The organism is Microtetraspora sp. NBRC 13810 (assembly GCF_030268685.1).
Classification (GTDB): Bacteria; Actinomycetota; Actinomycetes; order Streptosporangiales; family Streptosporangiaceae; genus BSRQ01.
In genome coordinates, this window is the sequence record NZ_BSRQ01000001.1 from 806,561 (window position 1) to 832,292 (window position 25,732).

Below are 25,732 nucleotides of genomic sequence, written 5' to 3' on the forward strand. Positions count from 1 at the left end.
CGACGCCCGCTATTTGACGCCGTCGGTATACGAGCCTATGCCGTACGGCGACGAAAGCCGTACGGCATGGGCAAAAAGCGCTACTACTTGGAGTAGAGCTCGACGATCAGCTGCTCCTGGACCTGCGTGTCGATCTGCTGGCGAACAGGGAGCTGGTGCACGAGGATGCGCATCGCCTCGGGCAGGACGCCCAGCCAGGCCGGGACGGTCCGGTCGCCGGCGGTGGCGCGGGCCACCTCGTACGGCATCAGGTTGCGCGACTTCTCGCGGACCTCGATGATGTCGTGCTCGCGCACCCGGTACGACGGGATGTCGACCTTCTTGCCGTTCACCAGGATGTGGCCGTGGCGCACCTGCTGGCGGGCGGCGTCGCGCGACTCGGCGAAACCGGCGCGGTAGACGACGTTGTCGAGACGGCTCTCCAGGATCTGGAGGAGGTTCTCACCCGTCTTACCGGTCTTGCGGTTGGCTTCCACGTAGTAGTTGTGGAACTGCTTCTCCAGCACGCCGTAGATCCGGCGGGTCTTCTGCTTCTCACGAAGCTGAAGCTGGTACTCGGACTCCTTGGGGCGCCCGCGGCCGTGCTCACCCGGCGGGTAAGGACGGATCTCGATGGGGCACTTGGCGGACTCACACTTCTTGCCCTTGAGGAAGAGCTTGGTCTTCTCGCGGCGGCAGAGCTTGCAGTCCGCTCCGGTGTAACGAGCCATTTCTCTAGTCTCCTGGGCCTCAGACGCGCCGGCGCTTGGGCGGGCGGCAGCCGTTGTGCGGAACCGGGGTCACGTCCTGGATCGAGCCGACCTCGAGGCCGGTGGCCTGGAGGGAGCGGATCGCGGTCTCACGGCCGGAGCCGGGACCCTTGACGAAGACGTCGACCTTGCGCATGCCGTGCTCCATGGCGCGGCGAGCGGCGTTCTCCGCAGCCATCTGCGCGGCGAACGGGGTGGACTTACGGGAGCCCTTGAACCCGACGTGGCCCGCGCTGGCCCACGAGATCACGTTCCCCTGGGGGTCGGTGATGGAGACGATCGTGTTGTTGAACGTGCTCTTGATGTGGGCGTGCCCGTGAGCGACGTTCTTCTTTTCCTTGCGGCGCACCTTCTTCGGTGCACCCTGGCGGCTCTTAGGAGGCATGTAACGCTATCTCCGAAAGGTGGTCGGTCCTGCTGCGCGGGACTACTTCTTACCGGGCTTCTTCTTACCGGCGACGGTCTTCTTCTTGCCCTTGCGGGTGCGCGCGTTGGTCTGCGTGCGCTGACCGTGCACGGGGAGACCGCGGCGGTGCCGGATGCCCTGGTAGCAGCCGATCTCGATCTTGCGGCGGATATCGGCCTGAATCTCGCGGCGGAGGTCACCCTCGATCTTGAAATTCGCCTCGATGTAGTCACGCAGCGGGACGAGCTCCTCGTCCGTGAGCTGGTGCACACGAATGTCACCGCTGATGCCGGTGGCCTCAAGGGTCTCCAGCGCGCGGGTCCGGCCGATGCCGAAAATGTAGGTGAGAGCGACCTCGAGCCGCTTGTCGCGGGGGAGGTCGACGCCAACCAGGCGAGCCATGGCGGGCATTCTCCTTCTTTGTGGCGGAGGTCTTGCACCTCACTACCCCTCCCCAATGCCCGGGGTGAGGGCCCCGGCCTCCGACCGGGGGTCGCCCGCGTGGTACGGCTTACGCCGCCTGCGCAGGTGTGAGACGCGCTTACTTTGTGCACGGTCCCTTCATGCGTCGAGTCCGCTACCAGGAGCGGACTCAGAGGGGCCGTGCGCGACTAGCCCTGACGCTGCTTGTGACGCAGGTTGTCGCAGATCACCATGACGCGACCGTGCCGGCGGATCACCTTGCACTTGTCGCAGATCTTCTTGACGCTCGGCTTGACCTTCATAGTCCTTGTCGTTCCTCAGACGGCTTACTTGTATCTGTAGACGATCCGCCCACGACTCAGGTCGTAGGGGCTCAGTTCGACGACAACCCTGTCGTCGGGCAGGATCCGGATGTAGTGCATCCGCATCCTTCCGCTGATGTGGGCCAGGACCTTGTGCCCGTTGTCGAGCTGCACCCGGAACATGGCGTTCGGGAGCGACTCGACCACAGTGCCCTCGATCTCGATGGCGCCGTCTTTCTTGGGCAATGTCCCTCGCGTTTCACTGATCGGTCGTCTGAGGCATCGGATCACTACGCAGCCGCGACCACGCGTTTCGAGAGAGCGGCAGCCGAGAGGGCCGCCGATAGCGCAATGGTCATAGTGAGCCGACAAAGAAGTGTACGGCACCAGCGATGAAAAAGCGAAACTCAACGACCGGTGTCAGGACACCTAGTGACTTCCAGCGTACCGTACCCGCGGCCCTTACCGGGACGGCGAAGGCCCGGCGCCGCCGTGTCGCGACAGACTCCCGAAGCGGGCTCCCGAAGCGGGCTCCCCCCGGATCGCCACCGGCCCCGCCGGCCGCACGCGCACGCGGCGCGGAAACGCGCCCCTACCCCTTGGATCCCCTGCTCTTGCCGACCATGACAAGCAGGACCAGGCCCCACGGGATCATGACCCAAAACGGCCAGGGGTAGACGAAGCCATCGGAGTTGAGGCTGGCGGCCACCCAGATCATCCAGTTGATACCGCTCGCGAAGGCCCACGTCCGCCAGCCGTCGCGCAGCTCGTTGCGCGCGGGCTTCTTCTCGACCTCGGCCGCGGTCTGCGCCCGCTCCGCCACGGCCCGCAGGTCGGTCGCCGGCAGGTCGGCGGTGAGCAGCTGGAGCTCGGCGTGGGTCTTGCTCCTGAAGACCTGGTCCAGCCGCTCGTGGAACTCGTCGATCGTCAGGCGGCCGTCGGCGCAGTGCTCGCGCAGTTCTGCCGCCACCCGCTCCCGGTCGCCGTCAGAGGCCCGCATCTCCGGACTTATCGCCATCGCCATCGGCTCCCGCGCTTAGAAGACCCTGCAGGCGCTCCTTGCCTCCGTCAAGAGCCGTGAGCACCCACGGTCCATTATGCGTGACGGCGACGCTGTGCTCGAAGTGCGCGGACGGCCGGCCGTCCATCGTCACCACGGTCCACTCGTCGGCCAGCACCCTGGTCCGGTCGGTGCCCAGGTTGACCATCGGCTCGATCGCGAAGCACATGCCCGCCTCGAACTTCGGGCCGCGTCCCGGCCTGCCGTGGTTGGCCACCCACGGGTCCATGTGCATCTCGGTGCCGATGCCGTGCCCGCCGTACTCCTGGGGGATTCCGTAACGGCCCTGGCGGCGCACGTACCGCTCGACCTCGTAGCCGACGTCGGACAGGTGCCGGCCGACCGTGAGCGCGGCGATGCCCGCCCACATCGACTCCTCGGTCACCCGCATCAGCTCGGTCAGCTCCGGGTCCACCTCGCCGACCGGCACGGTGATCGCCGAGTCGCCGTGCCACCCGTCCAGGATCGCGCCGCAGTCGATGGAGATGATGTCGCCCTCGCGCAGCTTGCGGGACTCGCCGGGGATGCCGTGCACCACCTCCTCGTTCACCGAGGCGCAGATCGTGGCGGGGAAGCCCTGGTAGCCCTTGAACGACGGGATGGCGCCCTCGTCCCTGATGGCCTTCTCGGCGACGGCGTCCAGATCCAGCGGGGTGAGGCCGGGCTCGACGGTCTTCCTGAGCAGCTCCAGGGTCCGGCCGACGACGAGCCCGGCGGCCCGCATCTTCTCCAGTTGCTCAGGCGATTTGATCTGAATTCCGTGCCGGTTCTTCTTGAACACTGAGACACCCCCTGGGGTGGTTTGAAAGGGTGGTCCAATTCCCCCGATTGTGCCCTAAACGCCAACACGCCACTCATGGGGTTCCATGAGTGGCGTGTTGACGAAGGCGTCAATCGGTGAAGGGCCGAAGGGCCTCCATCGCGCGCTGAGTGACCTCCTCGACCGGACCGGTGGCATCCACCCCGACCAAGATGCCCTCGTCGGCGTAGAAGGCGATCAGGGGCGAGGTCTGCTCCTGGTACACCTCCAGCCGGTGGCGAATGGTCTCTTCCTTGTCGTCGTCGCGCTGGAAGAGCCGGCCGCCGCAGGCGTCGCACATGTCGTCCTGCTTGTCGTCGAACTCGACGTGCCAGATGCGCCCGCACTGGCTGCAGGTTCTGCGCCCTGCCAGCCTGCGGACCACTTCCTCGTCGTCGACGACCAGCTCCAGGACGATGTCCAGGGCGGCCCCCCACTCGGCGAGCATCTTCTTCAAGATCTCGGCCTGGGGGACGTTCCTGGGATAGCCGTCGAGCAGGAAACCGTCCTGCACGTCGTCCTCGGAGAGGCGGTCGCGGACCATGGCTATCGTGACCTCGTCGGGTACGAGGTCGCCACGGTCCATGTATTCCTTGGCGAGCTTGCCGAGCTCCGTGCCGCCCGAAACGTTGGCACGGAAAATGTCACCTGTCGAAATTTTCGGGATGGACAGGTTCGATGCGATGAACTGGGCCTGTGTCCCCTTGCCCGCTCCGGGGGGCCCGACCAGGACGACACGCACTACTTGAGGAAACCCTCGTAGTTACGCTGCTGCAACTGGCTCTCGATCTGCTTCACGGTGTCAAGTCCAACACCAACCATGATCAGAATGCTCGTCCCTCCGAACGGGAAGTTCTGACTCGCACCGGCCACCGCGAGGGCGACGATCGGCACCATGGAGATCAGGCCCAGATACAACGCCCCGGGAGCGGTGAGACGAGTGAGCACGTAGTTGAGGTACTCAGCCGTCGGCCGGCCCGGGCGAATGCCCGGGATGAACCCACCGTACTTCTTCATGTTGTCGGCGACTTCAACGGGGTTGAAGGTAATGGACACGTAGAAGTAGGTGAAGAACACGATCAGCAGGAAGAAGGTGGCCATGTAGACCGGCGTGTCACCCGTGACCAGGTGCTCCGAGATCCACTGGACCACCACGTTCGGGTTCTCCGCGCTGGCGAACAGCGTGGTGACGAGCTGCGGGAGGTAGAGCAGCGAAGAGGCGAAGATGACGGGGATGATGCCCGCCTGGTTGACCTTGAGCGGGATGTACGTGGAGGTCCCGCCGTACATCCGGCGACCCACCATGCGCTTCGCGTACTGCACGGGGACGCGGCGCTGAGCCTGCTCGACGAAGACGACGGCGGCGATCATGAAGATGCCGACCACCATCACCGCGACGAAGGTGAAGGCGCTCTGCCGGTAGATGTTGAGCAGCTCGGACGGGAAGACGGCGATGACCTGGGTGAAGATCAGGATCGACATGCCGTTGCCGACGCCGCGGTCGGTGATGAGCTCGCCCAGCCACATGATCACGGCGGTGCCCGCGGTCATGGTGATCACCATCGTGACGATGGTGAAGATCTCCTGGTTGAGGAGGACCTCTTCCTGACACTGCGGGAAGAGCTGGCCGGTCCTCGCGAGCGCGATGAACGCGGTCGACTGGAGGATGGCGAGGCCGATGGTCAGGTAACGCGTGTACTGTGTGATCTTCGCGGTGCCGGCCTGGCCCTCCTTCTTGAGGGCCTCAAGCCGTGGGATCACCACGACCAGCAGCTGCAGGATGATGCTCGCGGTGATGTACGGCATGATGCCGAGCGCGAACACCGAAAGTTTCAGCAGCGCCCCGCCGCTGAACAGCTGCACCATGCCGTAAATGTTGCCGGCGTCACTGGACTGCGCCTGCTCCAGACAGCGGCGGACGTTTTCGGCGTTGACGCCAGGGGTCGGAAGCACCGAGCCGAGCCGGAACAGCGCGATGATGCCCAGAGTGAAGAGCAACTTCTTTCGCAGGTCCGGCGTACGGAACGCTCGGGTAATCGCGGTCAGCACGGGCCCTCCTGCGCGCCTGAAAGGCGGTATCGGTCAGCGATGGTGCGGGGGTGGTCCATCGAATATCTCTGTAGTCGAGCTTGTCAGACGCGGACGTCCCGCGACATGACTCTCCGAGGGGGATTCCCGTCAAAGAGCCTTCAAGGAACGGCCGCCGCCCAGCGAACTCTAACGCACCAGGGGCGCGGAGGCCCATAACAAGCCCCCGCGCCTCTTCGTGCGATTACAGCTCGGTGGTCGATCCCCCGGCCGCGGCGATCTTCTCCTTGGCGCTCGCGGAGAAGGCGTGCACCTGCACGTTCACCGCGACGGAGATGTCACCGGTTCCGAGGACTTTCACCAGCTGGTTCTTGCGAACCGCGCCCTTGGCGACCAGCGTCTCGACGGTGACCTCGCCACCCTCGGGGAACAGCTCGCCGAGCTTGTCCAGGTTGACGACCTGGTAGGTCGTCTTGAACAGCGCGTTGGAGAAGCCCTTGAGCTTCGGCAACCGGCGCTGGAGCGGAACCTGGCCACCCTCGAAGCCGAGCGGAGTCGTCTTCCTGGCCTTGGTCCCCTTCGTACCACGGCCGGCGGTCTTGCCCTTGGACGCCTCGCCGCGACCCTTACGGATCCTGGCCTTGTTGGCGCCCGGGGCGGGCCGCAGGTCGTGAATGCGGAGCGGAGTGTTCTCAGACATGATCAGTCGACCTCTTCCACCGTGACAAGGTGCGTCACCACGGTGACCATGCCACGGATCTCCGGGCGGTCCTCCTTGACGACGACGTCGCCGATGCGCTTCAGGCCAAGCGACCGCAGCGAGTCACGCTGGTTCTGCTTGCCGCCGATCTTGGAGCGAACCTGAGTGATCTTCAGACGCGCCATGGTCAGCTCACCGCCTTGGCCGCCGCGGCGGCCTCGGCCATGCCTTCGGCACGGGCCTTGAGCATCGCCTTGGGCGCGACGTCCTCGATCGGCAGGCCACGCCGGGCGGCGATCTCCTCGGGGCGCGAGAGGCCCTTCAGAGCCGCCACGGTGGCGTGCACGATGTTGATCGGGTTGTCCGAGCCGAGCGACTTGGACAGCACGTCGTGGATGCCGGCGCACTCCAGGACGGCGCGCACCGGACCACCCGCGATGACACCGGTACCGGCCGAGGCCGGACGCAGCAGGACGACGCCGGCGGCGTCCTCACCCTGCACGGTGTGCGGGATGGTGCCGAGGATGCGCGGCACCTTGAAGAAGTGCTTCTTGGCCTCTTCGACGCCCTTGGCGATGGCCGCGGGGACTTCCTTGGCCTTGCCGTAGCCGACGCCGACCAGGCCGTTGCCGTCACCGACGACGACCAGGGCGGTGAAGCTGAAACGCCGACCGCCCTTGACGACCTTGGCCACTCGGTTGATCTTCACGACGCGCTCGATGTACGAGACGCCCTTGTCGGCGGCGCCACCGCGGCGATCGTCACGACGGTCCCGCCGCTCGCCACCGCCGCCTGCGCCGCGGCGCGGAGCTGCAGCCATCAGTGGTTCCTCTTCTCGTTGCTCATAAGACGGGTGGTCACTAGAAGTCCAACCCACCTTCACGGGCGCTGTCCGCGAGGGCTGCGATGCGCCCCGCGTAGCGGTTGCCACCGCGGTCGAGAACGACAGCGGTGATCCCGGCGGCCTTGGCCCGCTGAGCGAGAAGCTCGCCGACCTTCTTCGCCTTCGAGGTCTTGTCACCCTCGGTCGTGCGCATGGACACGTCCATGGTGGACGCGCTCACCAGCGTGTGACCGGCGGTGTCGTCCACGATCTGCACGAACATGTGCCGGGTCGAGCGGTTGACGACCATACGCGGCCGCTCCGCCGTACCGACGACCTTCTTCCGGACGCGGGTGTGCCGGCGGGCCCGCGAGACGGCGCGGGCAGCCGTGTGCTTGCCGAACGCGGCCTTCGGAGCCATGCCTACTTACCAGCCTTTCCGACCTTGCGGCGGATAACCTCGCCCTGGTAGCGCACACCCTTGCCCTTGTACGGGTCGGGCTTGCGCAACTTGCGGATGTTGGCGGCGACCTCGCCGACCTTCTGCTTGTCGATGCCGTCCACGTGGAACAGCGTGGGACGCTCGACGCGGAAGGTCACGCCCTCGGGGGCGTCGACCGTCACCGGGTGACTGAAGCCCAGCGAGAACTCCAGCTGCGTCGGGCCCTTGGCCTGGACGCGGTAACCGACACCGACGATCTCCAGGGTCTTGGAGTACCCCTGGGTGACGCCGGAGACCATGTTGGCGATCAACGTCCGGGACAGGCCGTGCAGCGCACGGATCTTGTTCTCGTCGTTGGGACGCGTGACGGTGATGGTGCCGTCGTCGGCCCGAGCCACGTCGATGGGCTCGGCGACCTTGTGCGAAAGCGTGCCCTTAGGCCCCTTGACCGTGACATCCCGGCCCTCGATGGTGATGTCCACACCATTCGGTACGGGGATGGGCAGCCGTCCGATTCGCGACATGCTGAGATTCCTCCCCTCGTTACCAGACGTAGGCGAGGACTTCCCCGCCCACGCCACGCTTGCCGGCCTGCTTGTCGGTCATGAGCCCGCCGGACGTCGAGATGATCGCGATGCCCAGCCCCCCCAGAACCCGAGGCAGATTGTCCTTCTTTGCATAGACCCGCAGTCCGGGCTTCGACACCCGGCGCAGGCCCGCGATAGACCGCTCGCGAGTCGGCCCGAACTTCAGCTCCACCACGAGGTTCTTACCGACCTGGGCGTCTTCGACGTTCCAGGCCTGGATGTAACCCTCCTGCTGGAGGATCTCGGCGATATGCGCCTTGATCTTCGAGTACGGCATCGCCACGGTGTCGTGGTAAGCCGAGTTCGCGTTACGCAGACGCGTCAGCATGTCTGCGATCGGGTCGGTCATCGTCATGGCCGGTGGCCCTCCTCGCCGCGGTTTCCACTCGATGTGGACCTACGGCGCGGTCATGGGCGCTTGAGGCAGCGCCCGGTTGATATGACTACTTGTGCTACGGCAGTGCCGTGGCGTCTACCAGCTCGACTTGGTGATGCCGGGCAGCTCGCCCCGGTGTGCCATCTCACGGAAGCACACACGGCACAACCCGAACTTACGGTAGACGGCGCGGGGCCGGCCACAGCGGGAGCACCGAGTGTATGCCCTCACCTCGAACTTCGACTTGCGCGACGCCTTGGCGATCAGCGACTTCTTCGCCATGATCCGCCCCTCCTATGCTTCCTTGAACGGGAACCCGAGGAGCTTCAGCAGCGCCCGGCCCTGCTCGTCATTCGTCGCGGTGGTCACGACCGTGATGTCCATGCCACGCTGCCGGTCGACCTTGTCCTGGTCGACCTCGTGGAACATGACCTGCTCGGTCAGACCGAACGTGTAGTTGCCGTTGCCGTCGAACTGCTTCGGCGACAGACCGCGGAAGTCACGGATACGAGGCAGAGCCAGCGACAGCAGCCTGTCGAGGAACTCCCACATCCGGTCGCCGCGAAGCGTGACGTGCGCGCCGATGGGCATGCCCTCGCGGAGCTTGAACTGCGCGATGGACTTGCGGGCCCGGGCCACGGCCGGCTTCTGGCCGGTGATCGCGGTGAGGTCGCGGACCGCGCCCTCGATGAGCTTGGAGTCGCGAGCGGCCTCGCCGACGCCCATGTTCACCTTGATCTTGGTGAGCGTGGGCACCTGCATGATGTTCTCGATGCCGAATTCCTCACGCAGCTTCGCGATGATCTCCTCGCGGTAGCGCTGCTTGAGGCGCGGGATCGTGCGCTCTTCAGTGGTGGCGGTCATCAGTTGTCCTCACCCGATTCGTCGGCCTTCTCGGCCTTCGCGGCGGGCTTTTCGTCCTTCTCCGGCTTTTCATCCTTGAGCTTCTTGACGTTGCTCACGTGGATGGGAGCCTCATAGGTCTGCACGCCGCCGGTCTTGGCGCCACGCGGACCCTGGTGGGTCTCCTTGGAGTGCTTCTTGATCATGTTCACGCCTTCGACCACCACGCGGTCCTCCCGCGGGTAGGCGGCGATGATCCGGCCCTTGGCACCCTTGTCCTTGCCGGAGATGACCTGGACGAGGTCACCCTTCTTCACATGCAGCTTCGGCATTTACAACACCTCCGGAGCGAGCGAGATGATGCGCATGAACTTCTTCTCGCGCAGCTCGCGTCCGACCGGACCGAAGATACGCGTGCCCCTGGGGTCACCGCTGTCCTTGATGATGACCGCGGCGTTCTCGTCGAAGCGGATGTAGGAGCCGTCAGGGCGGCGGCGCTCCTTGCGGGTGCGCACCACGACAGCCTTGACGACCTCACCCTTCTTCACACCGCCGCCGGGAAGGGCGTCCTTCACCGTGGCGACGATGATGTCGCCGATTCCCGCGTAGCGCCGACCCGAGCCGCCGAGCACACGGATGCAGAGAATCTCCTTGGCACCCGTGTTGTCGGCGACCTTGAGTCGCGACTCCTGCTGGATCACGTCAACTCCTGTGTGTCGCGCCGGTTCTCACCTTCGTGGTGAGCCTGGCGGAACCTACTGTGGTCTTGGTCCCCCGGCGTCAGCCCCGGTCTCCCGACCGGCGACCGCCGCCGCAGGCGGTACGGCACCTCTCGGCGTCGCACCCTTGGACGTCTCCGTGGGGGCCGCAGCCCCCACGGAACGCGTTTCTACTTGGCCCGCTCGAGGATCTCCACGACGCGCCACCGCTTGCTCGCGGACAGCGGCCGGGTCTCCATGAGCAGAACGCGGTCGCCGACGCCACACTCGTTGGCCTCGTCGTGCGCCTTGTACTTGGTGGTGCGGCGGATGACCTTGCCGTACAGCGGGTGCTTCACGCGGTCCTCGACGGCGACGACGACGGTCTTGTCCATCTTGTCGCTGACGACGAGACCCTCACGGGTCTTGCGGTAGTTACGCTGCTCGGTCGCGGTCTGCTCGGTGGTCTCAGCCATCGCTCGGCTCCTTCACTTCCGTGATGATGCCAAGCTCCCGCTCCCGCATCACGGTGTAGATACGGGCGATCTCACGACGAACGGCGCGGAGCCGCCCGTGGCTCTCCAGCTGACCGGTCGCGGCCTGGAAGCGGAGGTTGAACAGCTCCTCCTTGGCTTCCTTCAGCTTGGTGACCAGCTCGTCCTTGTCATTCTGCCGCAGCTCAGCGGCGGTCAGGCCCTTAGCCATCACGCCTCACCGACCTCTCGCTTCACAAACCGGCACTTCATGGGCAGCTTGTGCATGGCACGCCGCAGCGCCTCGCGAGCCACCGGCTCGGCCACACCCGAAAGCTCGAACATGACGCGGCCAGGCTTGACGTTGGCGATCCACCACTCGGGCGAACCCTTACCGGAACCCATGCGGGTCTCGGCCGGCTTCTTGGTGAGCGGACGGTCCGGGTAGACGTTGATCCACACCTTTCCGCCACGGCGGATGTGCCGGGTCATCGCGATACGAGCGGCCTCGATCTGGCGGTTGGTCACGTAGCTGTGCTCAAGCGCCTGGATGCCGAACTCGCCGAAGACGACCTTCGTGCCACCCTTGGCCGCGCCGTGCCGGTCGGGCCGGTGCTGCTTGCGGTGCTTGACCCTGCGCGGGATCAGCATGGTCAGCTCCCTTCAGCACCCGGCTGTTCCGCCGGGCCGGAGTCGGGCGCCCCAGCGGGCGCGGTGGATTCGGTCTTCGGGCCACGGCCGCCGCCGCGGGGGCCGCCGTCACGGCCGCCACCGCCGCCGCCGCGACGGTCACCGCCGCGGCCGCGCTGCGGCCGGTCGGTGCGGTCCCGGCGCTGCCCTGCCCGGGCACCGGCCGCCGCCGCCTCGCGCTCGGCGCGAGAGGTCGGGGCCTCACCCTTGTAGATCCACACCTTCACGCCGATCCGGCCGAAGGTGGTGCGGGCCTCGTAGAAGCCGTAGTCGATGTCGGCCCGGAGCGTGTGCAGGGGCACGCGGCCCTCGCGGTAGAACTCCGAACGGGACATCTCGGCGCCGCCCAGACGACCCGAGCACTGGACCCGGATGCCCTTGGCGCCGCTCTTCATCGCCGACTGCATGGCCTTGCGCATGGCCCGCCGGAACGAGACACGGCTGGACAGCTGCTCGGCCACGCCCTGGGCGACGAGCTGGGCGTCGATCTCGGGGTTCTTGACCTCGAGGATGTTGAGCTGAACCTGCTTCTTGGTCAGCTTCTCGAGGTCGCCACGGATGCGGTCCGCCTCGGCGCCGCGACGGCCGATGACGATGCCCGGCCGGGCGGTGTGGATGTCGACCTGGACACGGTCGGTGGTGCGCTCGATCTCCACCTTGGAGATGCCGGCCCGCTCCATGCCGCGCTGCAGCATGCGACGGATCGACACGTCTTCGGCGACATAGCTCTTGTAGAGCTTGTCGGCGTACCACCGGCTCTTGAAGTCGGTCGTGATGCCGAGGCGGAACCCGTGCGGGTTAACCTTCTGGCCCACTAGCGGGTCCTTCCCTTCGGCTTGCCCTGGCCCTGGGGCCGGGACTCGACGATCACTGTGATGTGGCTCGTCCGCTTGTTGATCCGATAGGCGCGGCCCTGGGCGCGAGGACGGAACCGCTTGAGTGTCGGGCCCTCGTCGACCCACACGCGGCTCACGACCAGCGTGTCGCGGTCGAGCTGGTAGTTGTGCTCCGCATTCGCCATGGCGCTGGAGAGCACCTTGTAGATGGGCTCGCTCGCCGCCTGGGGAGCGAACTGCAGCACGGCCTGCGCCTCCGAAGCGGGCAGCCCGCGAATGAGGTCCACCACACGGCGGGCCTTCTGGGGCGTGACACGGACGAACCGCGCCTGAGCCCTGGCTTCCATCGCTTACTCCTCTTAGTGCTTCTGAAGGCTGCTATCGCCGGCTACGGCGGTCTTCCTTGACGTGGCTGCGGAAGGTCCGCGTGGGAGCGAACTCACCCAGCTTGTGGCCGATCATCGACTCGGTGATGAACACCGGGACGTGCTTGCGGCCGTCGTGTACGGCGATCGTGTGACCGAGCATGTCGGGCACGATCATGGAGCGCCGCGACCACGTCTTGATGACGTTCTTGGTGCCCTTGTCGTTCTGGACTTCCACCTTCTTGATCAGGTGGTCGTCGACGAAGGGGCCTTTTTTGAGGCTACGTGGCATATCGGCTGCTCCTACCGCTTCTTCCTCTTGCTCCGACGACGGATGATCAGCCGGTCGCTGGCCTTGTTCGCCTGCCGGGTACGACCCTCGGGCTTGCCCTTGGGGTTCACCGGGTGACGACCGCCGGAGGTCTTGCCCTCACCACCACCGTGCGGGTGGTCGACGGGGTTCATGGCGACACCGCGGACGGTCGGGCGCTTGCCCTTCCAGCGGTTACGGCCGGCCTTACCGATGTTGATGTTGGCCTGCTCGGCGTTGCCGACCTGGCCCACCGAGGCCCGGCAGCGCACATCGACCATGCGCATCTCACCGGAGGGCATACGCAGCGTGGCGTACTGGCCCTCCTTGGCGAGGAGCTGGATCTGCGCTCCCGCGGAGCGGCCCAGCTTGGCGCCGCCGCCCGGACGGAGCTCCACCGCGTGGATGAAGGTACCGGTCGGGATGTTGCGCAGCGGCAGGCAGTTGCCCGGCTTGATGTCGGCGCCCGGGCCGTTCTCGATGCGGTCCCCCTGCTTGAGGCCGGTCGGCGCGATGATGTAGCGCTTCTCGCCGTCGGCGTAGTGCAGCAGCGCGATCCGGGAGGTCCGGTTCGGGTCGTACTCGATGTGAGCGACCTTGGCCGGGATGCCGTCCTTGTCGTTCCTCCGGAAGTCGATGATCCGGTAGGCGCGCTTGTGGCCGCCGCCCTGGTGCCGGGCGGTCACCCGGCCGTGCACGTTACGGCCGCCCTTGTTGTGCAGGGGGGCAAGCAGCGACTTCTCGGGCGTGCTACGCGTGATCTCGGCGAAGTCCGAGACACTGGCGCCGCGGCGACCCGGGGTCGTCGGCTTGTATTTACGGATGCCCATCTTTTTCGTTCATCCTTCGTCGGTTAGCACTACGGCTGTCGGCGGTTCAGCCGACCTGACCGAAAATGTCGATCCGGTCGCCGTCCACCAGGCTCACGATCGCGCGCTTGGTGTCGGGACGCTTGCCGTAGCCGGTGCGGGTGCGCTTGCGCTTGCCCGCCCGGTTGATGGTGTTCACGCTGGTGACCTTGACGCCGAAGATCTGCTCGACGGCGATCTTGACCTGGGTCTTGTTCGCCGTCTTCCTCACCAGGAACGTGTACTTGTTGTGCTCATCGATCAGGCCGTAGCTCTTCTCAGAGACGACCGGCTTGATGATGATGTCGCGCGGGTCGGCGATCTTCTCCATCAGGCGTCATCCTTCCCGCTCTGGCTCAGCCTCGCCACGACCTGGTCGTAAGCCGCCTGGGTGAAGACCACGTCGTCGTTGCAGAGCACGTCATAGGTGTTGAGCTGGCCCGCGTCCAGCAGGTGGACCTCGGGCGCGTTACGCAGGCTCAGCCAGGTGACCTCGTCGTTCTCTTCGACGACGACGAGCACGCGGGCGGACTGCGTGACCTTGCGCAGCGCCTGGAGCGCCGACTTGGTCTTGGGGGTCTCGCCGCTCACCAGGGTGCTGACCACGTGCACGCGGCCGTGGGTCGCCCGGTCCGACAGGGCGCCGCGGAGGGCGGCGGCCTTCATCTTCTTGGGCGTGCGCTGGGTGTAGTCGCGCGGCACGGGGCCGTGCACGACGCCACCACCGGTGAACTGCGGGGCGCGGGTCGAACCCTGACGGGCGCGACCGGTGCCCTTCTGGCGGTACGGCTTCTTGCCGCCACCGCTGACCTCACCACGGGTCTTCGCCTTGTGGGTGCCCTGCCGGCGAGCGGCGAGCTGGGCCACGACGACCTGGTGGATCAGCGGGACATTGACCTTGGCGCCGAAGATCTCCTCCGGCAGCTCGACCGAGCCGGTCTTCTCACCGCTCGCGTCAAGGACGTCAACGGTGCTCACTTCGCGGCCCCCTTCTTGGCAGCGGTGCGGATGAGGACCAGGCTGCCGTTGGCGCCGGGAATCGCACCCTTGATCAGGATGAGCCCCTTCTCGGCGTCCACGGCGTGCACCTTGAGGCTCTGGATGGTGGTGCGGACGTTGCCCATCCGCCCCGCCATGCGCACACCCTTGAAAACGCGGCCGGGAGTGGCGCAGCCGCCGATGGAACCGGGCGAACGGTGCTTGCGCTGGGTACCGTGCGAGGCCCCCAGACCACCGAAGCCGTGGCGCTTCATGACACCCGCGAAGCCCTTGCCCTTGCTCTTGCCCGTCACGTCGACGAACTGGCCGGCCTCGAAAGTGTCGGCCAGCAGTTCCTGACCGATCGTGTACTCGCTCGCGTCGTCCGTGCGGATCTCGGCGAAGTAGCGGCGCGGGGTGATCTCGTGCTTGCGCAGGTAGTCACCCAGCGGCTTGTTGACCTTGCGCGGGTCGACCTGTCCGAACCCGAGCTGGACGGCGGAGTAGCCGTCGCTCTCGGGAGTGCGGACCCGGGTCACCACGCACGGACCGGCCTCGACCACGGTGACCGGGACGATCCGGTTGTCCGCGTCGAAGACCTGGGTCATGCCGAGCTTCTTGCCCAGGACGCCCTTGATCTGCTTAGCCATGTCAGTGCGTTCCCTCAGAGCTTGATCGAAATGTCGACGCCTGCGGGGAGGTCGAGTCGCATGAGCGAGTCGACGGTCTTCGGCGTCGGGTCGATGATGTCAATCAGCCGCTTGTGCGTACGCATTTCAAAGTGCTCGCGGCTGTCCTTGTACTTGTGCGGCGAGCGGATGACGCAGTACACGTTCTTCTCGGTCGGCAGCGGCACCGGGCCCGCGACCTTCGCTCCGGTACGCGTCACCGTCTCGACGATCTTCTTGGCCGAGCTGTCGATGACCTCGTGGTCATAGGCCTTAAGCCGGATGCGGATCTTCTGTCCCGCCATAGTGGCCTCGGTGTCCTTCGCTGTCGTCCTGTAAAAGCTTCGTGCGGCCTGTCGCCGCCGGCCCAGCCACCTCTTTCCGTGAACTTGCAGGTGTTTCGAACGAGTCGAAACCGCTGCGAGATCACGGCCCAGGTCGCGTCGGGCCGCAGAGGAACCCGGCCATACGGACCAGGTCCCCTTTCGTGGTACGGCGGTCGGCCCGTACGGGCCGACCGCCGCCCCGCGGTCGTGCTACTTGATGATCTTGGTTACCCGGCCGGCGCCGACGGTGCGGCCACCCTCACGGATGGCGAACTTGAGACCGTCCTCCATCGCGATGGGCTGGATGAGCTGGACGGTCATCTCGGTGTTGTCACCGGGCATGACCATCTCGGTGCCCTCGGGCAGGTTGACCACGCCGGTCACGTCCGTGGTACGGAAGTAGAACTGCGGGCGGTAGTTGTTGAAGAACGGCGTGTGACGGCCGCCCTCGTCCTTGGCCAGGATGTAGACCTGGGCCTCGAACTCGGTGTGCGGGGTCGTGGTGCCCGGCTTGATGACACACTGACCGCGCTCGACGTCCTCGCGCTTGATGCCACGGAGGAGCAGACCGACGTTGTCACCGGCCTGGCCCTCGTCGAGCAGCTTGCGGAACATCTCGACACCGGTGACCGTGGTGGTGGTCTTGGTGTCCTTGATGCCGATGATGTCGACGGTCTCGTTCACCTTCACGATACCGCGCTCGATACGGCCGGTGACGACCGTACCGCGACCGGTGATCGAGAAGACGTCCTCGATCGGCATGAGGAACGGCTTGTCGGTCTCACGAGTCGGCTCGGGGACGTTGTCGTCCACGGCGGTCATGAGCTCGATGATGCTGTCGGCCCACTTCTCGTCGCCCTCCAGCGCCTTCAGCGCGGAGACGCGGACCACGGGCAGGTCGTCGCCCGGGAACTCCTGGGCGGACAGCAGCTCGCGAACCTCGAGCTCGACGAGCTCCAGGATCTCCTCGTCATCCACCATGTCGGCCTTGTTCAGGGCGACGACGATGTAGGGCACACCGACCTGACGGGCCAGGAGCACGTGCTCCTTGGTCTGCGGCATCGGGCCGTCGGTGGCGGCGACCACGAGGATCGCACCGTCCATCTGCGCGGCACCGGTGATCATGTTCTTCACGTAGTCGGCGTGACCGGGGCAGTCCACGTGGGCGTAGTGCCGCTTCTCGGTCTGGTACTCGACGTGCGCGATGGAGATGGTGATACCGCGCGCCTTCTCCTCGGGAGCCTTGTCGATCTTGTCGAACGGGGTCGACTCGTTGAGGTCCGGGTAACGGTCGTGAAGCACCTTGGTGATCGCCGCGGTCAGAGTGGTCTTGCCGTGGTCGATGTGCCCAATGGTGCCGATGTTCACGTGCGGCTTGGTCCGCTCGAACTTGGCCTTGGCCACTGCTCTGTCTCCTTAGAGATTCTGACTTGACTTGCGTCTCTTCACTCGGGCTCAGGTCCCGGACCCGTCGCCGGGTCCGGGACCGGGGAGGCTATTCGCCCCGAGCCTTCGCGACGATCTCCTTGCCGATGCCCGGAGGCACTTCCGCGTAGGAGTCGAACTGCATGCTGTACACGGCCCGGCCCTGGGTCCTGCTCCGCAGGTCACCCACATAGCCGAACATCTCCGACAGCGGGACGAGCGCCTTGATGACCTTGACGTTCGTCCGGTCCTCCATCGCCTGGATCTGCCCGCGGCGACCGTTGAGGTCACCGATGACGTCACCCATGTAGTCCTCGGGCGTGGTGACCTCTACGGCCATCATCGGCTCGAGGAGTACGGCGTCCGCCCTGCGCGCGGCCTCCTTGAAGGCCATCGAACCGGCGATCTTGAAGGCCATTTCCGACGAGTCGACCTCGTGGAAGGCCCCGTCCTGGAGGGTGACCTTGACGCCGACCATCGGGTAGCCGGCGAGCACACCGAACTCGGCCGCCTCCTGCGCGCCCGCGTCCACCGACGGGATGTACTCCCTCGGGATGCGGCCACCGGTGACCTTGTTCTGGAACTCGTAACCGTCGTTGCCCTCGCCCAGCGGCTCCAGGTCGATGATCACGCGCGCGAACTGGCCGGAACCACCGGTCTGCTTCTTGTGCGTGTACTCGACCTTCTCCACCTTGCGGCGGATGGTCTCGCGGTAGGCGACCTGCGGGCGGCCGACGTTGGCCTCGACCTTGAACTCGCGGCGCATCCGGTCGACGAGGATCTCCAGGTGGAGCTCACCCATACCCCAGATGACCGTCTGCCCGGTCTCCTCGTCCCGGCGGACCTGGAAGGAGGGGTCCTCCTCGGCCAGGCGCTGGATCGCGGTGCTGAGCTTCTCCTGGTCGCCCTTGGTCTTGGGCTCGATCGCCACGTTGATGACCGGCGCCGGGAACGTCATCGACTCCAGCACGACCTGGTTGTTCGGGTCGCTCAGCGTGTCACCGGTGGTGGTGTCCTTGAGGCCCATCACGGCGACGATCGAACCGGCTGCCGCCGACGCGCGCTCTTCGCGCTTGTTGGCGTGCATCTGGTAGATCTTGCCGATCCGCTCCTTCTTGCCCTTGACCGAGTTGGTCACCGCCATGCCGGTCTCGAGCGTGCCCGAGTAGATCCGGATGTAGGTGAGACGGCCGAGGTGCTGGTCGCTCATGATCTTGAACGCGAGCGCGGAGAAGGGCTCCTTCGGGTCCGCGTGACGCTCGATGATCTGCTCCTCGTTGCCGACCGCATAGCCCTTGAAGGCCGGGATGTCGGTCGGCGCGGGGAGGTAGGCGACGATCGCGTCGAGCAGGGGCTGCACGCCCTTGTTCTTGAACGCGGTGCCGCACAGGACCGGGTTGATCGCACTGGCCAGCGTGGCCCGCCGGATCGCCGCGACGAGCTGCTCCTCGGTGGGCTCGACGCCCTCGAGGAAGAGCTCCATGAGCTCGTCGTCGTTCTCGGAGACCGTCTCGATGAGCTTGTCGCGCCACTCGCGGGCGGCGTCGATGTGATCCGCCGGGATCTCCACGGTGTCGTACATCTCGCCCTTGGCGGCCTCGGCGCTCCACACCAGGGCCTTCATCTTCACCAGGTCGATGACGCCCTTGAAGTCCGACTCGACGCCCAGCGGGAGCTGGATGACCAGCGGCGTGGCACCCAGGCGGGACACGATCATGTCCACGCAGCGGTGGAACTCCGCGCCGACCCGGTCCATCTTGTTGACGAAGCAGATCCGCGGCACGCCGTACCGGTCGGCCTGGCGCCACACGGTCTCGGACTGCGGCTCGACGCCGGCGACGGCGTCGAAGACCGCGACGGCGCCGTCGAGGACGCGCAGGGAGCGCTCCACCTCGATGGTGAAGTCCACGTGCCCGGGCGTATCGATGATGTTGATCGTGTGATCAAGCCAGCTACAGGTGGTCGCGGCGGAGGTGATGGTGATGCCGCGCTCCTGCTCCTGCTCCATCCAGTCCATCGTGGCAGCGCCCTCGTGGACTTCACCGATCTTGTAGTTGATCCCGGTGTAGAACAGGATGCGCTCGGTCGTCGTGGTCTTGCCCGCGTCGATGTGGGCCATGATCCCGATATTTCGGACCCTGGCCAGGTCAAGAGCGGTCGTGGTGGCCACTTCTCTCGCGTCCTCGTCGTCTCTAGAGCTTTGGCCGTCGCGGGACGGAGATCCCGGCCGGCCTTTAGGGCACTACCAGCGGTAGTGGGCGAAGGCCTTGTTGGACTCGGCCATCTTGTGCGTGTCCTCGCGCCGCTTGACGCTGGCACCGAGGCCGTTGCTCGCGTCGAGCAGCTCGTTCATCAGCCGCTCGGTCATGGTCTTCTCGCGGCGGGCGCGGCTGTACTGCACCAGCCAGCGGAGGGCCAGCGTGGTGCTGCGCGCCGCGCGCACCTCGACCGGCACCTGGTAGGTCGCGCCACCGACACGGCGGCTGCGCACTTCCAGGGTGGGCTTCACGTTGTCGAGCGCCCGCTTGAGGGTGACCACGGGGTCGTTGCCGGTCTTCTCCCGGCAGCCCTCCAGGGCGTCGTAGACGATCGTCTGGGCAAGCGAGCGCTTGCCGCTCAGCAGCACCTTGTTGATGAGCGCTGTCACCAGCGGCGAGCTGTACACGGGGTCGGCGACCAGCTGGCGGCGCCCCGCGGGACCCTTACGCGGCATGTCAGCTCTTCTCCTTCTTCGCGCCGTAACGGCTGCGGGCCTGCTTGCGGTTGCGGACACCCTGGGTGTCCAGCGAACCACGGATGATCTTGTAGCGAACACCCGGCAGGTCCTTAACACGACCGCCACGCACGAGCACGATGGAGTGCTCCTGAAGGTTGTGACCGACACCCGGGATGTAGGCCGTCACTTCGATGCCGTTGGTGAGCCGGACACGGGCCACCTTGCGGAGCGCCGAGTTGGGCTTCTTGGGAGTAGTCGTGTAAACGCGCGTGCAGACGCCGCGCCGCTGCGGGCTCCCCTTGAGCGCCGGTGTCTTGGTCTTACTGACCTTGTCCTGGCGGCCCTTGCGGACCAGCTGCTGAATCGTGGGCACCGCGTCTCCGTTCCTGCTTTGGCCGGTGATTCGTGTCGTCGTGCATTCGCAGGTTCTGCCGGTGTCTTGACCTGCTGGTTTTCTTCCAGCGCCGACCCCCGCGCTCGGGCGTGTCGCACTCTGCTCGCAACACTCCCGGCTAGGCCGGACCCTGGGGAGAGGTCATGTCGCGCCTCGTCCGGGACGCCCTGAAAAGAGCGACCGGCCATGCGCACGCATGAGAGCCCATGAAGACACGGGCACGAAGGGAAAGACTACCCAGCCCATCGCAACACGTCAAAACGGCTGCGTCCCTCGACCGCCGTTACCGACGGCGGTCTCTTCGCGCCACAGGTCTTGCGGCCGGTGTCCATCCGGCCACAAATGGCCCGTGGCAAAGTTTACCCGCTCCTCCCCGGTGCCGCGTCCCATTCGCCACCTGTCGCGGGTCGGCCTGCCGTACGCCCGGTTTCACCCGGGAAACGCGCGAAGCGCCCGAAACCGTAGTGGTTTCGGGCGCTTCGCGATCAATCAGCGGTTGTACTGACCGAAGTCGTACTCCTCCAGCGGGACGGCCTCGCCGCTGCCCGTGCCGAAGGTGTAGTCGGCCGCGGAACCGTCGTAGCCGCCCACCGTGTACATGGCGGCCTTGGCCTCCTCGGTGGGCTCGACCCGGATGTTGCGGTACTGGGGCATGCCCGTGCCGGCCGGGATGAGCTTACCGATGATGACGTTCTCCTTGAGGCCGAGCAGGGAGTCGGACTTGGCGTGGATGGCCGCGTCCGTGAGCACCCTGGTCGTCTCCTGGAAGGACGCCGCCGACAGCCACGACTCGGTGGCCAGCGACGCCTTGGTGATGCCCATGAGGACGGGACGGCCGGAAGCCGGCTGGCCGCCCTCCGCCACGCACTCGCGGTTCATGATCTCGAACCGGGGCCGCTCGACGAGCTCGCCGGGCAGCAGGTCCGTGTCGCCGGACTCCAGCACGTTCACGCGCTTGAGCATCTGGCGGACGATGATCTCGATGTGCTTGTCGTGGATCGACACACCCTGCGAGCGGTAGACCTGCTGGACCTCCGCCACCAGGTGCAGCTGCACGGCCCGCGGGCCGAGGATGCGCAGCACCTCGTTGGGGTTGACCGCACCGGCGATGAGCTGGTTGCCCACCTCGACGTGCTGCCCCTCCGAGACCAGCAGGCGGGACCGCATGGACACCGGGTAGGCGATCTCCTCGGAGCCGTCGTCCGGAACGATCACCACCTTGCGCGTCTTGTCGGTCTCGTCGATCCTGATCCGGCCGGTGACCTCGGTGATCGGGGCGACACCCTTGGGGATGCGCGCCTCGAACAGCTCGGTGACACGGGGCAGACCGTGGGTGATGTCGGCGCCCGCCACACCACCGGTGTGGAAGGTCCGCATCGTCAGCTGGGTGCCCGGCTCACCGATCGACTGGGCGGCGATGATGCCGACCGCCTCGCCGACGTCCACCAGCTTGCCGGTGGCCAGCGAGCGGCCGTAGCAGGTCGCGCAGACCCCGATCTTGGCCTCGCAGACCAGCGCGCTGCGGGTGCGCACCGTCTCCACGCCGGCCTCGACCAGCGCGGTGACCGTGTTGTCGTTGATGTCGACACCGGCGGCCGCGACCAGCTTGCCGTCCACCTCGACGTCCTCGGCCAGGATGCGGCCGTGCACGTTGCTCTCGGCGTTCTCGGCCTTGGCGAGGTTGCCCGAGGCGTCGCGCTCGCCCACCGGGAGCGGGACGCTGCGGTCGGTGCCGCAGTCGATCTCGCGCACGATGACGTCCTGCGCGACGTCGACCAGACGACGGGTCAGGTAACCGGAGTCGGCGGTCCGCAGCGCGGTGTCCGCCAGACCCTTCCGCTGGCCGTGGGTGGAGATGAAGTACTCCAGCACCGACAGGCCCTCGCGGAAGGAGGACTTGATCGGCCGCGGGATCGTCTCACCCTTGGTGTTGGACACCAGACCACGGATGCCCGCGATCTGCCGGACCTGCATCTTGTTACCGCGGGCGCCGGAGTTGACCATCATCCAGACCGAGTTGGTCGCCGGGAAGGCGTTGACCATGTCGGTCTCGACGTCGGCCGTCGCGTGCGTCCAGATCTCGATGAGCTCCTGACGGCGCTCCTCGTCGGTGATCAGGCCGCGCTCGTACTCGCGCTGGACCTTGTCGGCCCTGCGCTCGTAGGACTCCATGATGCTCGCCTTGTTCGGCGGGGCCACGACGTCCTCGATGGAGATCGTGACACCGGCCCGGGTCGCCCAGTGGAAGCCCGCGTCCTTCAGCGCGTCCAGCGCCGTCGCGACCTCGACCTTCGGGTAGGTCTCCGCCAGCTCGTTCACGATGGCCGAAAGCTGGCGCTTGCCGACCTGGTAGTTCACGAACGGGAAGTTGGCCGGGAGGGTCTGGTTGAACAGGCAGCGGCCCAGCGTGGTGTCCAGGCGCAGCGTCTCGCCGGCCTCCCAGCCCTCCGGAGCGGCCCAGCCGCGCGGCGGCGGGACGTCCTTGAGCCGGATCTGGATGTTGGCCTGCATGTCCAGCTCGCGCCGGTCGAAGGCCATCAGGGCCTCGCTGATGGAGCCGAAGACCCGGCCTTCGCCGGGCGCGCCGTCCTTCTGCGTGGTCAGCCAGTAGAGCCCGATGACCATGTCCTGGGTGGGCATCGTCACCGGCTTGCCGTCGGCCGGCTTGAGGATGTTGTTGGTCGAGAGCATCAGGATGCGCGCCTCGGCCTGGGCCTCGGCCGACAGCGGCAGGTGCACGGCCATCTGGTCGCCGTCGAAGTCCGCGTTGAACGCGGTGCAGACGAGCGGGTGGATCTGGATGGCCTTGCCCTCGACCAGCTGCGGCTCGAAGGCCTGGATGCCCAGGCGGTGCAGGGTGGGCGCCCGGTTCAGCAGCACCGGGTGCTCGGTGATGACCTCTTCGAGCACGTCCCACACGACGGGACGGGCCCGCTCCACCATCCGCTTGGCCGACTTGATGTTCTGCGCGTGGTTGAGGTCCACGAGCCGCTTCATCACGAACGGCTTGAACAGCTCCAGCGCCATCTGCTTGGGCAGGCCGCACTGGTGCAGCTTGAGCTGCGGGCCGACGACGATGACCGAACGGCCGGAGTAGTCGACTCGCTTGCCCAGCAGGTTCTGGCGGAACCGGCCCTGCTTGCCCTTGAGCATGTCGGACAGCGACTTGAGCGGCCGGTTACCGGGACCGGTCACCGGGCGACCGCGGCGGCCGTTGTCGAACAGCGCGTCCACGGCCTCCTGGAGCATCCGCTTCTCGTTGTTCACGATGATCTCGGGGGCGCCGAGGTCGAGCAGACGCTTGAGGCGGTTGTTCCGGTTGATGACCCGGCGGTACAGGTCGTTCAGGTCGGAGGTGGCGAACCGGCCACCGTCGAGCTGCACCATCGGGCGCAGGTCCGGCGGGATGACCGGGATGCAGTCGAGGACCATGCCGTTCGGCGAGTTGCTCGTGTTGAGGAACGCCGAGACGACCTTGAGCCGCTTGAGCGCGCGGGCCTTCTTCTGCCCCTTGCCGCTGCGGATGGTCTCGCGCAGGTTCTCGGCCTCGGCGTTGAGGTCGAAGGAGACCAGCCGCTCCTGGATCGCCTGGGCGCCCATGCCGCCGCGGAAGTAGCGGCCGAAACGGTCGCGCATCTCGCGGTAGAGCATCTCGTCGCCCTCGAGATCCTGGACCTTGAGGTTCTTGAACCGGGTCCAGACCTCCTCCAGCCGGTCCAGCTCACGCTGGGCCCGGTCACGGAGCTGGCGCATCTCGCGGTCGGCGCCCTCGCGGACCTTGCGGCGCTGGTCGCCCTTGGCACCGGCCGCCTCAAGCTCGGCCAGGTCGCCTTCGAGCTTCTTCTGCCTGGTCTCCACGTCGGCGTCGCGACGCTGCTCGATGTGCTGCCGCTCGACGGAGATCTTCGCCTCCAGCGACGGCAGGTCGCGGTCCCGCATCTCGGCGTCGACATGAGTGATCATGTACGCCGCGAAGTAGATGACCTTCTCCAGGTCCTTCGGGGCGAGGTCCAGCAGGTAGCCCAGCCGGGACGGAACGCCCTTGAAGTACCAGATGTGGGTGACCGGAGCGGCCAGCTCGATGTGGCCCATCCGCTCACGGCGCACCTTCGCCCGGGTCACCTCGACGCCACAGCGCTCACAGATGATGCCCTTGAAGCGAACCCGCTTGTACTTACCGCAGTAGCACTCCCAGTCCCGGGTAGGACCGAAGATCTTCTCGCAGAAGAGTCCGTCCTTCTCGGGCTTCAGGGTCCGGTAGTTGATGGTCTCCGGCTTCTTCACCTCGCCGTGGGACCACTGACGAATATCGTCGGCCGTCGCGAGACCGATTCGCAGCTCGTCGAAGAAGTTGACGTCGAGCACTTCTCATCCCCTCTTGAATCAGACCTCGTCGACGCTCATGGCACCCTCGTTAGGACGCCGGGCGAGATCGATGCCCAGCTCCTCCGCGGCGCGGAACACGTCCTCGTCGGTGTCACGCATTTCGATGGACATGCCGTCGCTCGAGAGCACCTCGACGTTCAGGCAGAGCGACTGCATCTCCTTGATGAGCACCTTGAAAGACTCAGGGATGCCCGGTTCGGGGATGTTCTCGCCCTTGACGATGGCCTCGTAGACCTTCACGCGGCCGGTGACGTCGTCGGACTTGATGGTCAGCAGCTCCTGGAGGGCGTAGGCGGCGCCGTACGCCTCCAGCGCCCACACCTCCATCTCACCGAAACGCTGACCGCCGAACTGCGCCTTACCACCCAGCGGCTGCTGGGTGATCATCGAGTACGGGCCGGTCGAACGCGCGTGGATCTTGTCGTCGACCAGGTGCAGCAGCTTCAGGATGTAGATGTAGCCGACCGAGATCTCGTGCGGGAAGGGCTCGCCCGAGCGGCCGTCGAAGAGCCTCGCCTTGCCGTTGACGCCGACCATGCGCTGCCCGTCCCTGTTGACCAGGGTGTTGTTCAGCAGGCCGGTGATCTCGTCCTCGTGGGCACCGTCGAAGACCGGGGTGGCGACGTTGGTACGGGCGGCGACCTGGCCGAAGCCCTTGTCGCGCAGCCGCTCGGCCCACGCCTCGTCCAGTCCCTCGATGTCCCATCCTCGGGCCGCGATCCAGCCCAGATGGGTCTCCAGCACCTGCCCGACGTTCATCCGGCCGGGCACGCCCAGCGGGTTGAGGATGATGTCGACCGGCGTGCCGTCCTCCAGGAACGGCATGTCCTCGACCGGCAGGATCTTGGAGATGACACCCTTGTTACCGTGCCGGCCGGCCAGCTTGTCACCATCGGTGATCTTACGCTTCTGCGCCACATAGACGCGGACCAGCTCGTTCACCCCGGGCGGCAACTCGTCGCCCTCCTCGCGGGAGAACACCCGGACGCCGATGACCTTGCCCTGCTCGCCGTGCGGCACCTTCAGCGAGGTGTCACGGACCTCACGCGCCTTCTCACCGAAGATCGCCCGCAGCAGCCGC

General features: G+C 66.3%; 36 protein-coding genes. All 36 read right to left on the minus strand.

Translation table 11 applies throughout. From position 1 onward, the window contains the following. Nucleotides 1–83 precede the first annotated feature (83 nt). Nucleotides 84–710, minus strand: a complete 627-nt coding sequence (rpsD, locus tag QSK26_RS03630) for a 30S ribosomal protein S4 (RefSeq protein WP_285773481.1) — start codon at nucleotides 708–710, stop codon at nucleotides 84–86. A 19-nt stretch (nucleotides 711–729) separates the two neighbouring features. Then, complete coding sequence (gene rpsK, locus QSK26_RS03635) at nucleotides 730–1,134, minus strand: 30S ribosomal protein S11 (RefSeq protein ID WP_185056251.1); 405 nt, start codon at nucleotides 1,132–1,134, stop codon at nucleotides 730–732. 42 nt (nucleotides 1,135–1,176) lie between these two features. Further along, nucleotides 1,177–1,557, minus strand: coding sequence for a 30S ribosomal protein S13 (gene rpsM / locus QSK26_RS03640; RefSeq protein ID WP_285773482.1), 381 nt, complete (start codon nucleotides 1,555–1,557; stop codon nucleotides 1,177–1,179). Nucleotides 1,558–1,766: 209 nt separating this feature from the next. Further along, nucleotides 1,767–1,880, minus strand: coding sequence for a 50S ribosomal protein L36 (gene rpmJ, locus QSK26_RS03645; protein ID WP_003956441.1), 114 nt, complete (start codon nucleotides 1,878–1,880; stop codon nucleotides 1,767–1,769). Nucleotides 1,881–1,904: 24 nt separating this feature from the next. Then, nucleotides 1,905–2,126: a translation initiation factor IF-1 gene (gene infA, locus QSK26_RS03650; protein WP_093171747.1), complete on the minus strand. Its 222-nt coding sequence runs from the start codon at nucleotides 2,124–2,126 to the stop codon at nucleotides 1,905–1,907. A gap of 346 nt (nucleotides 2,127–2,472) precedes the next feature. Further along, entirely contained in the window at nucleotides 2,473–2,880 is a 408-nt protein-coding gene (locus QSK26_RS03655; protein ID WP_285773483.1) for a DUF1707 SHOCT-like domain-containing protein, read from the minus strand. Further along, on the minus strand, nucleotides 2,867–3,721 hold the full coding sequence (gene map / locus QSK26_RS03660; protein ID WP_285773484.1) for a type I methionyl aminopeptidase: 855 nt from the start codon (nucleotides 3,719–3,721) through the stop codon (nucleotides 2,867–2,869). The genes QSK26_RS03655 and map overlap by 14 nt, the downstream gene beginning before the upstream one ends. A gap of 109 nt (nucleotides 3,722–3,830) precedes the next feature. Continuing rightward, on the minus strand, nucleotides 3,831–4,481 hold the full coding sequence (locus QSK26_RS03665; protein WP_285773485.1) for an adenylate kinase: 651 nt from the start codon (nucleotides 4,479–4,481) through the stop codon (nucleotides 3,831–3,833). Then, the gene (gene secY, locus QSK26_RS03670) at nucleotides 4,481–5,788 is read right to left on the minus strand and encodes a preprotein translocase subunit SecY (RefSeq protein ID WP_285773486.1); all 1,308 of its coding nucleotides are present in this window, start codon (nucleotides 5,786–5,788) and stop codon (nucleotides 4,481–4,483) included. The genes QSK26_RS03665 and secY overlap by 1 nt, the downstream gene beginning before the upstream one ends. A 223-nt stretch (nucleotides 5,789–6,011) precedes the next feature. Beyond that, on the minus strand, nucleotides 6,012–6,467 hold the full coding sequence (rplO, locus tag QSK26_RS03675; protein WP_285773487.1) for a 50S ribosomal protein L15: 456 nt from the start codon (nucleotides 6,465–6,467) through the stop codon (nucleotides 6,012–6,014). Between the two features lie 2 nt (nucleotides 6,468–6,469). Next, nucleotides 6,470–6,652, minus strand: coding sequence for a 50S ribosomal protein L30 (rpmD, locus tag QSK26_RS03680; RefSeq protein ID WP_012887849.1), 183 nt, complete (start codon nucleotides 6,650–6,652; stop codon nucleotides 6,470–6,472). Between the two features lie 2 nt (nucleotides 6,653–6,654). Continuing rightward, nucleotides 6,655–7,287, minus strand: a complete 633-nt coding sequence (rpsE, locus tag QSK26_RS03685; protein ID WP_285773488.1) for a 30S ribosomal protein S5 — start codon at nucleotides 7,285–7,287, stop codon at nucleotides 6,655–6,657. Nucleotides 7,288–7,327: 40 nt separating this feature from the next. Continuing rightward, nucleotides 7,328–7,711 (minus strand): 50S ribosomal protein L18, encoded by a 384-nt coding sequence (rplR, locus tag QSK26_RS03690; RefSeq protein ID WP_285773489.1) that lies wholly within the window; start codon nucleotides 7,709–7,711, stop codon nucleotides 7,328–7,330. Between the two features lie 2 nt (nucleotides 7,712–7,713). Next, nucleotides 7,714–8,256: a 50S ribosomal protein L6 gene (rplF, locus tag QSK26_RS03695; RefSeq protein WP_285773490.1), complete on the minus strand. Its 543-nt coding sequence runs from the start codon at nucleotides 8,254–8,256 to the stop codon at nucleotides 7,714–7,716. A gap of 19 nt (nucleotides 8,257–8,275) precedes the next feature. Beyond that, nucleotides 8,276–8,674: a 30S ribosomal protein S8 gene (gene rpsH, locus QSK26_RS03700; RefSeq protein ID WP_285773491.1), complete on the minus strand. Its 399-nt coding sequence runs from the start codon at nucleotides 8,672–8,674 to the stop codon at nucleotides 8,276–8,278. A gap of 117 nt (nucleotides 8,675–8,791) precedes the next feature. Further along, entirely contained in the window at nucleotides 8,792–8,977 is a 186-nt protein-coding gene (locus QSK26_RS03705) for a type Z 30S ribosomal protein S14 (protein WP_285773492.1), read from the minus strand. 12 nt (nucleotides 8,978–8,989) lie between these two features. Further along, entirely contained in the window at nucleotides 8,990–9,559 is a 570-nt protein-coding gene (rplE, locus tag QSK26_RS03710; protein WP_285773493.1) for a 50S ribosomal protein L5, read from the minus strand. Further along, nucleotides 9,559–9,870: a 50S ribosomal protein L24 gene (rplX, locus tag QSK26_RS03715; protein ID WP_285773494.1), complete on the minus strand. Its 312-nt coding sequence runs from the start codon at nucleotides 9,868–9,870 to the stop codon at nucleotides 9,559–9,561. Before rplX ends, rplE begins: the two co-directional genes overlap by 1 nt. After that, entirely contained in the window at nucleotides 9,871–10,239 is a 369-nt protein-coding gene (gene rplN / locus QSK26_RS03720) for a 50S ribosomal protein L14 (protein WP_238499624.1), read from the minus strand. A gap of 188 nt (nucleotides 10,240–10,427) precedes the next feature. After that, complete coding sequence (gene rpsQ, locus QSK26_RS03725) at nucleotides 10,428–10,712, minus strand: 30S ribosomal protein S17 (protein WP_285773495.1); 285 nt, start codon at nucleotides 10,710–10,712, stop codon at nucleotides 10,428–10,430. Further along, nucleotides 10,705–10,941 carry a 50S ribosomal protein L29 gene (gene rpmC, locus QSK26_RS03730; protein WP_285773496.1) on the minus strand — a complete coding sequence of 79 codons (237 nt, stop codon included), beginning with the start codon at nucleotides 10,939–10,941 and terminating at the stop codon, nucleotides 10,705–10,707. The genes rpsQ and rpmC overlap by 8 nt, the downstream gene beginning before the upstream one ends. After that, nucleotides 10,941–11,360 carry a 50S ribosomal protein L16 gene (rplP, locus tag QSK26_RS03735; protein ID WP_285773497.1) on the minus strand — a complete coding sequence of 140 codons (420 nt, stop codon included), beginning with the start codon at nucleotides 11,358–11,360 and terminating at the stop codon, nucleotides 10,941–10,943. Before rplP ends, rpmC begins: the two co-directional genes overlap by 1 nt. Before the next feature lie 2 nt (nucleotides 11,361–11,362). Next, complete coding sequence (rpsC, locus tag QSK26_RS03740; RefSeq protein WP_285773498.1) at nucleotides 11,363–12,214, minus strand: 30S ribosomal protein S3; 852 nt, start codon at nucleotides 12,212–12,214, stop codon at nucleotides 11,363–11,365. After that, entirely contained in the window at nucleotides 12,214–12,582 is a 369-nt protein-coding gene (gene rplV / locus QSK26_RS03745) for a 50S ribosomal protein L22 (RefSeq protein WP_285773499.1), read from the minus strand. Before rplV ends, rpsC begins: the two co-directional genes overlap by 1 nt. A gap of 31 nt (nucleotides 12,583–12,613) precedes the next feature. Then, the gene (gene rpsS, locus QSK26_RS03750) at nucleotides 12,614–12,892 is read right to left on the minus strand and encodes a 30S ribosomal protein S19 (RefSeq protein ID WP_285773500.1); all 279 of its coding nucleotides are present in this window, start codon (nucleotides 12,890–12,892) and stop codon (nucleotides 12,614–12,616) included. 11 nt (nucleotides 12,893–12,903) lie between these two features. After that, nucleotides 12,904–13,740 (minus strand): 50S ribosomal protein L2, encoded by an 837-nt coding sequence (gene rplB, locus QSK26_RS03755; protein ID WP_285773501.1) that lies wholly within the window; start codon nucleotides 13,738–13,740, stop codon nucleotides 12,904–12,906. 46 nt (nucleotides 13,741–13,786) lie between these two features. Then, entirely contained in the window at nucleotides 13,787–14,089 is a 303-nt protein-coding gene (gene rplW, locus QSK26_RS03760; protein WP_285773502.1) for a 50S ribosomal protein L23, read from the minus strand. Further along, nucleotides 14,089–14,736 carry a 50S ribosomal protein L4 gene (gene rplD / locus QSK26_RS03765; RefSeq protein ID WP_285773503.1) on the minus strand — a complete coding sequence of 216 codons (648 nt, stop codon included), beginning with the start codon at nucleotides 14,734–14,736 and terminating at the stop codon, nucleotides 14,089–14,091. Before rplD ends, rplW begins: the two co-directional genes overlap by 1 nt. Beyond that, on the minus strand, nucleotides 14,733–15,386 hold the full coding sequence (gene rplC, locus QSK26_RS03770; protein ID WP_285773504.1) for a 50S ribosomal protein L3: 654 nt from the start codon (nucleotides 15,384–15,386) through the stop codon (nucleotides 14,733–14,735). The genes rplD and rplC overlap by 4 nt, the downstream gene beginning before the upstream one ends. Nucleotides 15,387–15,400: 14 nt before the next feature. Next, nucleotides 15,401–15,709 carry a 30S ribosomal protein S10 gene (rpsJ, locus tag QSK26_RS03775; protein ID WP_012887830.1) on the minus strand — a complete coding sequence of 103 codons (309 nt, stop codon included), beginning with the start codon at nucleotides 15,707–15,709 and terminating at the stop codon, nucleotides 15,401–15,403. Nucleotides 15,710–15,940: 231 nt separating this feature from the next. Next, nucleotides 15,941–17,134 carry an elongation factor Tu gene (gene tuf / locus QSK26_RS03780; RefSeq protein WP_285773505.1) on the minus strand — a complete coding sequence of 398 codons (1,194 nt, stop codon included), beginning with the start codon at nucleotides 17,132–17,134 and terminating at the stop codon, nucleotides 15,941–15,943. Nucleotides 17,135–17,225: 91 nt separating this feature from the next. Further along, a complete protein-coding gene (gene fusA, locus QSK26_RS03785) occupies nucleotides 17,226–19,274 on the minus strand; it encodes an elongation factor G (protein WP_502888660.1) in 2,049 nt (682 codons plus the stop codon). A gap of 123 nt (nucleotides 19,275–19,397) precedes the next feature. Continuing rightward, nucleotides 19,398–19,868, minus strand: coding sequence for a 30S ribosomal protein S7 (gene rpsG / locus QSK26_RS03790; RefSeq protein WP_285773507.1), 471 nt, complete (start codon nucleotides 19,866–19,868; stop codon nucleotides 19,398–19,400). 1 nt (nucleotide 19,869) lies between these two features. Continuing rightward, nucleotides 19,870–20,244 carry a 30S ribosomal protein S12 gene (gene rpsL, locus QSK26_RS03795; protein ID WP_061253213.1) on the minus strand — a complete coding sequence of 125 codons (375 nt, stop codon included), beginning with the start codon at nucleotides 20,242–20,244 and terminating at the stop codon, nucleotides 19,870–19,872. 510 nt (nucleotides 20,245–20,754) lie between these two features. Next, nucleotides 20,755–24,630 (minus strand): DNA-directed RNA polymerase subunit beta', encoded by a 3,876-nt coding sequence (locus tag QSK26_RS03800; protein ID WP_285773508.1) that lies wholly within the window; start codon nucleotides 24,628–24,630, stop codon nucleotides 20,755–20,757. A gap of 18 nt (nucleotides 24,631–24,648) precedes the next feature. Further along, the coding region (locus QSK26_RS03805) for a DNA-directed RNA polymerase subunit beta (RefSeq protein WP_502888661.1) at nucleotides 24,649–25,732 on the minus strand (1,084 nt) is incomplete at its 5' end.

Coding starts and splice junctions, on each gene's coding strand:
- rpsD (WP_285773481.1), bottom strand. CDS start 710: ATGGCTCGTTACACCGGAGCGGACTGCAAGCTCTGCCGCCGCGAGAAG.
- rpsK (WP_185056251.1), bottom strand. CDS start 1,134: ATGCCTCCTAAGAGCCGCCAGGGTGCACCGAAGAAGGTGCGCCGCAAG.
- rpsM (WP_285773482.1), bottom strand. CDS start 1,557: ATGGCTCGCCTGGTTGGCGTCGACCTCCCCCGCGACAAGCGGCTCGAG.
- rpmJ (WP_003956441.1), bottom strand. CDS start 1,880: ATGAAGGTCAAGCCGAGCGTCAAGAAGATCTGCGACAAGTGCAAGGTG.
- QSK26_RS03655 (WP_285773483.1), bottom strand. CDS start 2,880: ATGCGGGCCTCTGACGGCGACCGGGAGCGGGTGGCGGCAGAACTGCGC.
- rplO (WP_285773487.1), bottom strand. CDS start 6,467: ATGTCTGAGAACACTCCGCTCCGCATTCACGACCTGCGGCCCGCCCCG.
- rpmD (WP_012887849.1), bottom strand. CDS start 6,652: ATGGCGCGTCTGAAGATCACTCAGGTTCGCTCCAAGATCGGCGGCAAG.
- rpsE (WP_285773488.1), bottom strand. CDS start 7,287: ATGGCTGCAGCTCCGCGCCGCGGCGCAGGCGGCGGTGGCGAGCGGCGG.
- rplR (WP_285773489.1), bottom strand. CDS start 7,711: ATGGCTCCGAAGGCCGCGTTCGGCAAGCACACGGCTGCCCGCGCCGTC.
- rplF (WP_285773490.1), bottom strand. CDS start 8,256: ATGTCGCGAATCGGACGGCTGCCCATCCCCGTACCGAATGGTGTGGAC.
- rpsH (WP_285773491.1), bottom strand. CDS start 8,674: ATGACGATGACCGACCCGATCGCAGACATGCTGACGCGTCTGCGTAAC.
- QSK26_RS03705 (WP_285773492.1), bottom strand. CDS start 8,977: ATGGCGAAGAAGTCGCTGATCGCCAAGGCGTCGCGCAAGTCGAAGTTC.
- rplE (WP_285773493.1), bottom strand. CDS start 9,559: ATGACCGCCACCACTGAAGAGCGCACGATCCCGCGCCTCAAGCAGCGC.
- rplX (WP_285773494.1), bottom strand. CDS start 9,870: ATGCCGAAGCTGCATGTGAAGAAGGGTGACCTCGTCCAGGTCATCTCC.
- rpsQ (WP_285773495.1), bottom strand. CDS start 10,712: ATGGCTGAGACCACCGAGCAGACCGCGACCGAGCAGCGTAACTACCGC.
- rpmC (WP_285773496.1), bottom strand. CDS start 10,941: ATGGCTAAGGGCCTGACCGCCGCTGAGCTGCGGCAGAATGACAAGGAC.
- rplP (WP_285773497.1), bottom strand. CDS start 11,360: ATGCTGATCCCGCGCAGGGTCAAGCACCGCAAGCAGCACCGGCCCGAC.
- rplV (WP_285773499.1), bottom strand. CDS start 12,582: ATGGAAGCCAGGGCTCAGGCGCGGTTCGTCCGTGTCACGCCCCAGAAG.
- rpsS (WP_285773500.1), bottom strand. CDS start 12,892: ATGCCACGTAGCCTCAAAAAAGGCCCCTTCGTCGACGACCACCTGATC.
- rplB (WP_285773501.1), bottom strand. CDS start 13,740: ATGGGCATCCGTAAATACAAGCCGACGACCCCGGGTCGCCGCGGCGCC.
- rplW (WP_285773502.1), bottom strand. CDS start 14,089: ATGGAGAAGATCGCCGACCCGCGCGACATCATCATCAAGCCGGTCGTC.
- rplC (WP_285773504.1), bottom strand. CDS start 15,386: ATGGCTAAGCAGATCAAGGGCGTCCTGGGCAAGAAGCTCGGCATGACC.
- rpsJ (WP_012887830.1), bottom strand. CDS start 15,709: ATGGCGGGACAGAAGATCCGCATCCGGCTTAAGGCCTATGACCACGAG.
- fusA (WP_502888660.1), bottom strand. CDS start 19,274: ATGGCCCACATCGACGCGGGCAAGACCACGACGACCGAGCGCATCCTG.
- rpsG (WP_285773507.1), bottom strand. CDS start 19,868: ATGCCGCGTAAGGGTCCCGCGGGGCGCCGCCAGCTGGTCGCCGACCCC.